The sequence below is a fragment of the Paenimyroides ceti genome (assembly GCF_030409925.1).
This window is the reverse complement of the sequence record NZ_JAUFQU010000009.1, coordinates 22,098-28,265: the sequence shown is the minus strand read 5'-3', so window position 1 is coordinate 28,265 and position 6,168 is coordinate 22,098. Positions and strand designations below refer to the sequence as shown.

Annotated in this window: 21 protein-coding genes; 17 read left to right on the top strand and 4 right to left on the bottom strand. The window is 33.9% G+C overall.

The window, feature by feature from the left end; translation table 11 throughout:
- Nucleotides 1–253: 253 nt before the first annotated feature.
- Nucleotides 254–388, bottom strand: a complete 135-nt coding sequence (locus QW060_RS18095) for a hypothetical protein (RefSeq protein WP_290364881.1) — start codon at nucleotides 386–388, stop codon at nucleotides 254–256.
- Nucleotides 389–628: 240 nt separating this feature from the next.
- On the opposite strand from QW060_RS18095, the gene QW060_RS18090 reads away from it, so the two are divergent.
- The 5 genes from QW060_RS18090 to QW060_RS18070 all read left to right on the top strand — a co-directional run bounded on the left by QW060_RS18090 (nucleotide 629) and on the right by QW060_RS18070 (nucleotide 2,259).
- The gene (locus tag QW060_RS18090) at nucleotides 629–865 is read left to right on the top strand and encodes an NYN domain-containing protein (RefSeq protein ID WP_317623194.1); all 237 of its coding nucleotides are present in this window, start codon (nucleotides 629–631) and stop codon (nucleotides 863–865) included.
- A gap of 136 nt (nucleotides 866–1,001) precedes the next feature.
- Entirely contained in the window at nucleotides 1,002–1,139 is a 138-nt protein-coding gene (locus QW060_RS18085) for a hypothetical protein (protein WP_290364880.1), read from the top strand.
- Nucleotides 1,140–1,191: 52 nt separating this feature from the next.
- A complete protein-coding gene (locus QW060_RS18080) occupies nucleotides 1,192–1,404 on the top strand; it encodes an OST-HTH/LOTUS domain-containing protein (RefSeq protein WP_290364879.1) in 213 nt (70 codons plus the stop codon).
- Between the two features lie 287 nt (nucleotides 1,405–1,691).
- Complete coding sequence (locus tag QW060_RS18075; protein WP_290364878.1) at nucleotides 1,692–1,844, top strand: hypothetical protein; 153 nt, start codon at nucleotides 1,692–1,694, stop codon at nucleotides 1,842–1,844.
- Entirely contained in the window at nucleotides 1,825–2,259 is a 435-nt protein-coding gene (locus QW060_RS18070; protein ID WP_290364877.1) for a hypothetical protein, read from the top strand. The genes QW060_RS18075 and QW060_RS18070 overlap by 20 nt, the downstream gene beginning before the upstream one ends.
- On the opposite strand, the gene QW060_RS18065 is transcribed toward QW060_RS18070, so the two are convergent.
- Complete coding sequence (locus QW060_RS18065) at nucleotides 2,254–2,385, bottom strand: hypothetical protein (RefSeq protein ID WP_290364876.1); 132 nt, start codon at nucleotides 2,383–2,385, stop codon at nucleotides 2,254–2,256. The two genes, QW060_RS18070 and QW060_RS18065, sit on opposite strands and share 6 nt — an antisense overlap.
- Before the next feature lie 47 nt (nucleotides 2,386–2,432).
- Between QW060_RS18065 and QW060_RS18060 the strand changes: the two genes are divergently transcribed.
- The gene (locus QW060_RS18060; protein ID WP_290364875.1) at nucleotides 2,433–2,624 is read left to right on the top strand and encodes a hypothetical protein; all 192 of its coding nucleotides are present in this window, start codon (nucleotides 2,433–2,435) and stop codon (nucleotides 2,622–2,624) included.
- Nucleotides 2,625–2,816: 192 nt separating this feature from the next.
- Here QW060_RS18060 and QW060_RS18055 read toward each other — a convergent pair whose 3' ends face one another.
- Nucleotides 2,817–3,017, bottom strand: a complete 201-nt coding sequence (locus QW060_RS18055; RefSeq protein WP_290364874.1) for a hypothetical protein — start codon at nucleotides 3,015–3,017, stop codon at nucleotides 2,817–2,819.
- On the opposite strand from QW060_RS18055, the gene QW060_RS18050 reads away from it, so the two are divergent.
- The 6 genes from QW060_RS18050 to QW060_RS18025 all read left to right on the top strand — a co-directional run bounded on the left by QW060_RS18050 (nucleotide 3,016) and on the right by QW060_RS18025 (nucleotide 4,619).
- Nucleotides 3,016–3,165 (top strand): hypothetical protein, encoded by a 150-nt coding sequence (locus QW060_RS18050; protein WP_290364873.1) that lies wholly within the window; start codon nucleotides 3,016–3,018, stop codon nucleotides 3,163–3,165. The two genes, QW060_RS18055 and QW060_RS18050, sit on opposite strands and share 2 nt — an antisense overlap.
- Before the next feature lie 208 nt (nucleotides 3,166–3,373).
- Complete coding sequence (locus QW060_RS18045) at nucleotides 3,374–3,565, top strand: hypothetical protein (protein ID WP_290364872.1); 192 nt, start codon at nucleotides 3,374–3,376, stop codon at nucleotides 3,563–3,565.
- Between the two features lie 8 nt (nucleotides 3,566–3,573).
- On the top strand, nucleotides 3,574–3,846 hold the full coding sequence (locus tag QW060_RS18040) for a hypothetical protein (RefSeq protein ID WP_290364871.1): 273 nt from the start codon (nucleotides 3,574–3,576) through the stop codon (nucleotides 3,844–3,846).
- Nucleotides 3,847–3,904: 58 nt separating this feature from the next.
- A complete protein-coding gene (locus tag QW060_RS18035) occupies nucleotides 3,905–4,084 on the top strand; it encodes a hypothetical protein (RefSeq protein ID WP_290364870.1) in 180 nt (59 codons plus the stop codon).
- A 47-nt stretch (nucleotides 4,085–4,131) separates the two neighbouring features.
- Complete coding sequence (locus QW060_RS18030; RefSeq protein ID WP_290364869.1) at nucleotides 4,132–4,278, top strand: hypothetical protein; 147 nt, start codon at nucleotides 4,132–4,134, stop codon at nucleotides 4,276–4,278.
- Between the two features lie 218 nt (nucleotides 4,279–4,496).
- Nucleotides 4,497–4,619, top strand: a complete 123-nt coding sequence (locus QW060_RS18025) for a hypothetical protein (protein ID WP_290364868.1) — start codon at nucleotides 4,497–4,499, stop codon at nucleotides 4,617–4,619.
- Between the two features lie 199 nt (nucleotides 4,620–4,818).
- On the opposite strand, the gene QW060_RS18020 is transcribed toward QW060_RS18025, so the two are convergent.
- Nucleotides 4,819–4,956 (bottom strand): hypothetical protein, encoded by a 138-nt coding sequence (locus QW060_RS18020; RefSeq protein WP_290364867.1) that lies wholly within the window; start codon nucleotides 4,954–4,956, stop codon nucleotides 4,819–4,821.
- 102 nt (nucleotides 4,957–5,058) lie between these two features.
- Here QW060_RS18020 and QW060_RS18015 point away from each other — a divergent pair, with 102 nt between their 5' ends.
- The 5 genes from QW060_RS18015 to QW060_RS17995 are packed head-to-tail and all read left to right on the top strand — an operon-like array spanning nucleotide 5,059 to nucleotide 6,100.
- A complete protein-coding gene (locus QW060_RS18015; RefSeq protein WP_290364866.1) occupies nucleotides 5,059–5,310 on the top strand; it encodes a hypothetical protein in 252 nt (83 codons plus the stop codon).
- Nucleotides 5,286–5,414, top strand: coding sequence for a hypothetical protein (locus tag QW060_RS18010; protein ID WP_290364865.1), 129 nt, complete (start codon nucleotides 5,286–5,288; stop codon nucleotides 5,412–5,414). The genes QW060_RS18015 and QW060_RS18010 overlap by 25 nt, the downstream gene beginning before the upstream one ends.
- 27 nt (nucleotides 5,415–5,441) lie before the next feature.
- Nucleotides 5,442–5,591, top strand: a complete 150-nt coding sequence (locus QW060_RS18005) for a hypothetical protein (protein WP_290364864.1) — start codon at nucleotides 5,442–5,444, stop codon at nucleotides 5,589–5,591.
- Between the two features lie 19 nt (nucleotides 5,592–5,610).
- Nucleotides 5,611–5,988, top strand: coding sequence for a DUF6705 family protein (locus QW060_RS18000; RefSeq protein ID WP_397386104.1), 378 nt, complete (start codon nucleotides 5,611–5,613; stop codon nucleotides 5,986–5,988).
- Nucleotides 5,936–6,100, top strand: a complete 165-nt coding sequence (locus tag QW060_RS17995) for a hypothetical protein (protein ID WP_290364862.1) — start codon at nucleotides 5,936–5,938, stop codon at nucleotides 6,098–6,100. Before QW060_RS18000 ends, QW060_RS17995 begins: the two co-directional genes overlap by 53 nt.
- Nucleotides 6,101–6,168 lie beyond the last annotated feature (68 nt).

The following is a 6,168-nucleotide window of genomic DNA, read 5'->3' as shown; positions in this document are numbered from 1 at the left end:
TACTTTATACCGATGGTTACATATGCATACCAGTACTAATGCCGATCAAAGTAAACCCGATTATAACAGAATATATAAAGACCTTGTTGAATCATGGTTTCCTGAACAAAAGAAGAATTAGTGTCTTTGATTTCAGTAGATATTACAACCAGTCTTGATGTGATACAGGTCAATAATAAGTTGTTCAATAAAAAATCGAAAGAAACGCAGAATTATAATATAAAAACTGCGTTCGTATGATATTCGAGTATCATTAGAATAGTAGGGTATCAGCAAGAAAATTTCTTACGATAAAAGAAATATCAGAATTGTTTGGTGTAAGCAGAAACACGTAGCGAAATGGAAAGATAAAGTAACTGGTCTGTTCTTTAAATAACCGTTTAAACAATCTGGAATATTCAGGTGTAGATATTAGTTATCATTGATTTCACATAGAATTGATTAAAAAAATAACTATTGTAAAGTAGATCTGACTGAAAAAATGAGTAAATTTAAACAACTCATCAACTGTGTGTTGTATGATGGAATAGTAACTAATCATATAAGTCGTTACGAAATATGAATGAAGGAAAATTTAATATTGCAATTCTTATAGATGGTGATAATGCACAGGCAAAACTCATAAAAGATATTTATAGCGGAAGTTTCTAAATATGGAAAAGCAACAGTACGCAGGATTTATGGTGACTGGACAAACCTGCACATGTACAGTTGGAAAGAAATTGTCAACCCAATATTCCATCAACCCTATTCAGAAATTTTCTTATACTTCAGGCAAAAATTCAACGATAGTTCTTTGATTATTGATGCAATGGATATTCTACATGGCAAAAGTGTAGATGGTTTTTGTATTGTTTCTCAGTGATAGTGATTATACGGGACTCGCCAAAAGAATAAGAGAAGAAGGTTTGTTTGTAATGGGTATTGGCAGAAGTACCTTCATATAAGCATTTGTAAATTCCTGTGAAATATTCACTTTTACAGAAAACCTCGTTCTGATAATGAAGACGATGACAATGATATTTTCGGGACTCTTCGGTAAAGAAAAGAGAATACAGCTGATAAATCGGATAGAGAAATCAGAAAAAATATGGTTGTGCAGAAAGAAAAAGACGCCTCATTGCAAAGAAATTTCCTAAGATAGTTATTACACTTATTGATAAAGCGTTTGATATTGTACCAATGATGAAGATGAAACACCTACATTGCCAAAGTGGGATTATCGCTGCGGAAATGGATCCGAGTTTTGATGCGAGAACCTATGGTTTCAAAAATCTTACCCAATTATTTGAGAGCCTTAAAAAATACGAGGTCATCAAAAATGAAGTTAATGGATTAAAACCATCCTATGGTAAAATTAAAATAAGGGTATCAATACAGAATGATTTTCTGTCACTGAAATGATATTCAGTATCATCTAACAATTGATACTAAACTGTGCATAAAAAGGACTTTCTATAGAAAGTCCTTTTTTTATTATTTATACTTGAAATATTTGATAATTACGTTTTATTTGTCTGATCTTAAATTTCTTACCCATCTTATCTTCTGTGGTCGATGTAAAAAACAACAATTTTGTGACATAAAATAACAAAACCATTCTTTTTTTGCGATTTTCTGTAAAATTAGTTGGTAGATATGTTTTTTATGCTTATCATTGAGAAAAAAAATAACCTTATAATTAATTGTTTATGAGAATACTACATTATTTATCACTACTATGTGTTCTGATTTTGTTACAGTCTTGTCTGCAGGACGATCTGCGTACTCCGGTAGTGCGCGAAGCCACACAAGAAGATCCTTTTAAACGCCCAAACCCTGATAATGGATCAGACAACTCTTGAAGAAAGATATGCAGGCAATACAAGTTTAGAACATTTGTTTGAAAAAGATTTTAAAAAAGCAGTATCTTCCCTTAGCGCGGCTAAAGGCGGAAGCAACCGAACGGCTACACTTGACCTGGAACATATTCAGGTACTGGAAGCAGATAAAGTGCATGTGATTACGTATCGGGTACAGGTAACCGATGAAAAAGAACCCGAGTCAAAAGCCGTTTATAATCTGGTGTATTTATTCCCGACCGTAAGGGAGTATTATGTAACCCTGTTGAAATATGATTTTTCAAGAATTTCAATAGAGCAGTATCTCAAAAAACCGACGGCTGAGGTTCTGTACCTGTATTCCGTGGAAGAAAGACAGAGATACAGACAAGAATATTCAATATGCGATATCGTCAGTAAGTCCTATTTTCGTTTATGAAATAATACCACCGGCGATTGTATGAAAGAAGTAAGCGTAGCGGGTACACCTTGTAAAGGTTCTGGAAATCCCAAAACACGAATATGGAGACAACTCCTGTAGTATGACAGGTAACAAACGCGCCACACCGGGTTATACGTATTTGGATTTTTCAGATTGTGGTAAGAATTCCGGTGGTGGTTCCGGAGGTGGAGGTTATCGGGTGGCGGAGGCGGAGGCGGTCCACACCGGGTCCGGGCAGTCCCGGCGGACCACCGGCTGCAGGAGGGGGCAATCCGCCTATTTCGGTGGTAAAACCCTCAAAACATCGGAGGTCTGGTAAAATCAAAAATCCTTATCGGACAGGTAAATATGGGCTCCGGTAATACCAATGCAAAAGTATTAAAAGCCGTATCTTCATTTTTAAAACAAGACATACAAACGCTGTAGGGCAAATTGAACGATACCAGAGATCGGGTTTTGCCTATCAATTTGATATTTAAACGGAAGTTATACTTATAATGTATTGGTGGAAGGTTAATACTTACAAGTCCTAACTATACCAACGCAAAATAGAATTAGGCAATGTTTCGGGGAGGTTTAGTGGAACAGTACACGTTCATACCGATAATCTCGGAGTTACTGCTACTGAAATAGCAACACCTTTGTTCTCTCCTGCGGATCTTGGAGGCGTATTTAAATTTACGAATAAATCCGTAGAAGATTCCTTTTCGCCAACCGGCAGAAGCCTTTGTCGGAGTTGTCAATAGGTACGGCATGTATATGGTGATGCTGCCCAATGATGTGACTTCAGAGAATATAAACACCAAATACAGTGATTTTACCAAAATCATACAGTTTGGCAATAGTACAAGAACAATAGCCGATCGTACAAAACAAAAGTGGATTAAATTTGAAAAGAATTAGAAAGAAAATATTATGATATAGAACTCATAAATGATCCTCAACATATCAAAAGGAAAAAATACGAAAGAGCATGCTATTGCTGATGAATAAAATATAAATTAAACCTTAATATCTATTTTTTAGACGCCAATGAAGGTATTTAACGGTAACTGGCAACAACTTTCTTTAGATAACAATAGTCAGATTCAATATACAAATATCAATTAATATGAAAAAGATTTTATCAATATTATTTAGTTTATTAGCAGGATGTATTTATTCACAAACATTTCAAGAAGTTGATAATTTTTACCATCCAGAAATCCTATATGGAGATAATGGTTATTATTTAAAGATACTCAGGGCTATTTTAATCAGTTTACTGGCGCTGGTATCTGGCAATATACAGGTAATAACATAACAATACAATTGCGGTTTATAAAAAAGACTTTTGTTGAGAATACTGTTAATGAATCCTATAAAGAAGATGCTTTGGTTGGTGGTATTCGTATTGTAAAAAACGGGATAGAAGTACTCAATACACTCAATACGCTGAATGAAAATAAAAACTCAAGTGTTTATTATTATATTTTTAAAGGGCATAGAGTAAGAAATACCATAGATTGTCTAGGATGTACAATTCCGAATCAAAGACTGTATATATGTATTATAAAGAGCCTGATAATGACAATCAGCGTTTGACAGATATGTATTTTTTAATGCACGTCTATAAAAACGGACGGCTTCTATTCTTAGAGTGGTGTTCCCTGAAGATGCAGTCATAGGAGATCCCACACAATACGATCCTGAAGTAGAGAATGCGCCAACTAAAACACAGGTAATTCTACCGTTTGGTAAATATGATTTAAAAAAGTCAATTAGGTTTTTAAGATTAATGATTTTTTATAACCTGGAGTATGAAAAACAATATTTTTTATAGCTATCTTATTTATAACCCAAGTAAGCATAGCACAGCAATTTACCATTATGGATGTGCATAACTATTCCGGAATGAATTCGTATGGTGAAAATGGCTATTATTATAAGGATACGAAAGGTTTTTTGATCAGTTTACAGAAGCGGGTACCTGGCAATATACAGGTAATAACATCATCATACAGTTACAGTTTGTAAAAAAAACTTTTATTGAAAAACTATAGGTAATACTATATAAAGAAGATGCCTTAATCGGTGGTATGCGTATTGTTAAAAATGGGATAGAGGTGCTTAATACATTTAATACGCTGAATGAAAAAATAAAATTCAAGCGTTAATTATTTTATTTATAATGGACATAAAGTTAAAAATACTATAGATGTCTGGGCTGTACAATTCCGAATCAAAGACTGTATATGTATTATAATGAGCCGGATAATGACAACAATCATCTGGCTTCTATGTATTTTTTAATGCACATCTATAAAAACGGACCGGCTTCTATTCTTAGAGTGGTATTTCTGAGTGTGCGGTCATAGGAGTTCCTACACCAATACGAGCCTGAAATAGAGGAATGCCCTACTAAAACACAGGTGATTTTACCGTTTGGAAAATATGATTTTAAAAAAGTGAATTAGGTTTTTAAGATTAATGATTTTTTATAGCCTGTGGTATGAAAACAATATTTTTATAGCTATTTATTTATAACCCAAGTAAGCATAGCACAGAATTTTACCGTTATGGATGTGCATAACTATTCCGGAATGAATTCGTTATGGTGAAAATGGCTATTATTATAAGGATACGAAAGGTTTTTTTGATCAGTTTACAGAAACGGGTACCTGGCAGTATACAGGCAATAATATCACCATTCAATTGCGATTTGTAAAAAAAACATTTGTAAAAAAAACTATAGGTAATACTTATAAGGAAGACGCTTTGGTAGGTGGTATCCGTATTGTTTAAAACGGAGTAGAGGTGCTTAATACATTCAATACGCTGAATGAAAATAAGAATTCAAGTGTTAATTATTTTATTTATGACGGATATAGAGTTAGAAATACCATAGATTGTCTGGGGTGTACAATTCCGGATCAAAGACTGTATATGCATTATAAAGAGCCCGATAATGATAATCAGCGTTTGACAGATATGTATTTTTTAATGCACGTCTATAAAACGGACCGGCTTCTATTCTCCGAGTGGTGTTCCCTGAAGATGCAGTCATAGGAGATCCTACACAATACGATCCTGAAGTAGAGAATGCGCCAACTAAAACACAGGTAATTTTACCATTTGGAAAATATGATTTTAAAAGTGAATTAGGCTTTTAAACTTCTCTTAATATACACCTATTGCGTATGAAAAAGATCTTAGCAATATTAGTTTGTTTAATAGTTCAATTAGCTGTTTCACAAACGTTTCAGGAGATAGACAATTTTAACCGATCAGGAACAGAAATTTCTTATGGCGATAACGTTATTATTTTAAGATACACAGGGGTTTTTTGATCAGTTTACGGGAGCGGGTATCTGGCAATTTACTGGTAACAATATCACCATTCAATTGCGGTTTGTAAAAAAGACCTTTATAAGAACGGATTTGCTTGGGAGTTTTAAAATTGATGCCTTAATCGGTGGTATGCGTATCATCAAAAACGGAGTAGAGGTGCTTAATACATTCAGTACGCTGAATGAAAATAAAAATTCAAATGTTAATTATTTTATTTATAATGGACATAAAGTAAGGAATACTATAGATTGTCTGTGGTGTACAATTCCGAATCAAAGACTGTATATGTACTACAGGGAGCCGGATAATGACAACAATCATCTGGCTTCTATGTATTTTTTATATGCACATCTACAAAAGCGGATCGGCTTCTATTCTAAGAGTGGTGTTTCCTGAAGATGCAGTCATAGGAGATCCTACGCAATACGAGCCTGAAATAGAGAATGCCCCTACTAAAACACAGGTAATTCTACCGTTTGGAAATATGATTTTTAAAAAAGTGAATTGAAAATTAAAAAAAACCTGATCAATGTATCAGGTTTTTTATCTTCATAGCAACAAGGACTAAAAAAAGAT

Coding starts and splice junctions, on each gene's coding strand:
- QW060_RS18070 (WP_290364877.1), top strand. CDS start 1,825: ATGGATCAGACAACTCTTGAAGAAAGATATGCAGGCAATACAAGTTTA.
- QW060_RS18085 (WP_290364880.1), top strand. CDS start 1,002: ATGAAGACGATGACAATGATATTTTCGGGACTCTTCGGTAAAGAAAAG.
- QW060_RS18050 (WP_290364873.1), top strand. CDS start 3,016: ATGTATATGGTGATGCTGCCCAATGATGTGACTTCAGAGAATATAAAC.
- QW060_RS17995 (WP_290364862.1), top strand. CDS start 5,936: ATGCACATCTACAAAAGCGGATCGGCTTCTATTCTAAGAGTGGTGTTT.
- QW060_RS18055 (WP_290364874.1), bottom strand. CDS start 3,017: ATGCCGTACCTATTGACAACTCCGACAAAGGCTTCTGCCGGTTGGCGA.
- QW060_RS18005 (WP_290364864.1), top strand. CDS start 5,442: ATGAAAAAGATCTTAGCAATATTAGTTTGTTTAATAGTTCAATTAGCT.
- QW060_RS18025 (WP_290364868.1), top strand. CDS start 4,497: ATGTATTATAATGAGCCGGATAATGACAACAATCATCTGGCTTCTATG.
- QW060_RS18030 (WP_290364869.1), top strand. CDS start 4,132: ATGGATGTGCATAACTATTCCGGAATGAATTCGTATGGTGAAAATGGC.
- QW060_RS18080 (WP_290364879.1), top strand. CDS start 1,192: ATGAAACACCTACATTGCCAAAGTGGGATTATCGCTGCGGAAATGGAT.
- QW060_RS18075 (WP_290364878.1), top strand. CDS start 1,692: ATGAGAATACTACATTATTTATCACTACTATGTGTTCTGATTTTGTTA.
- QW060_RS18045 (WP_290364872.1), top strand. CDS start 3,374: ATGAAAAAGATTTTATCAATATTATTTAGTTTATTAGCAGGATGTATT.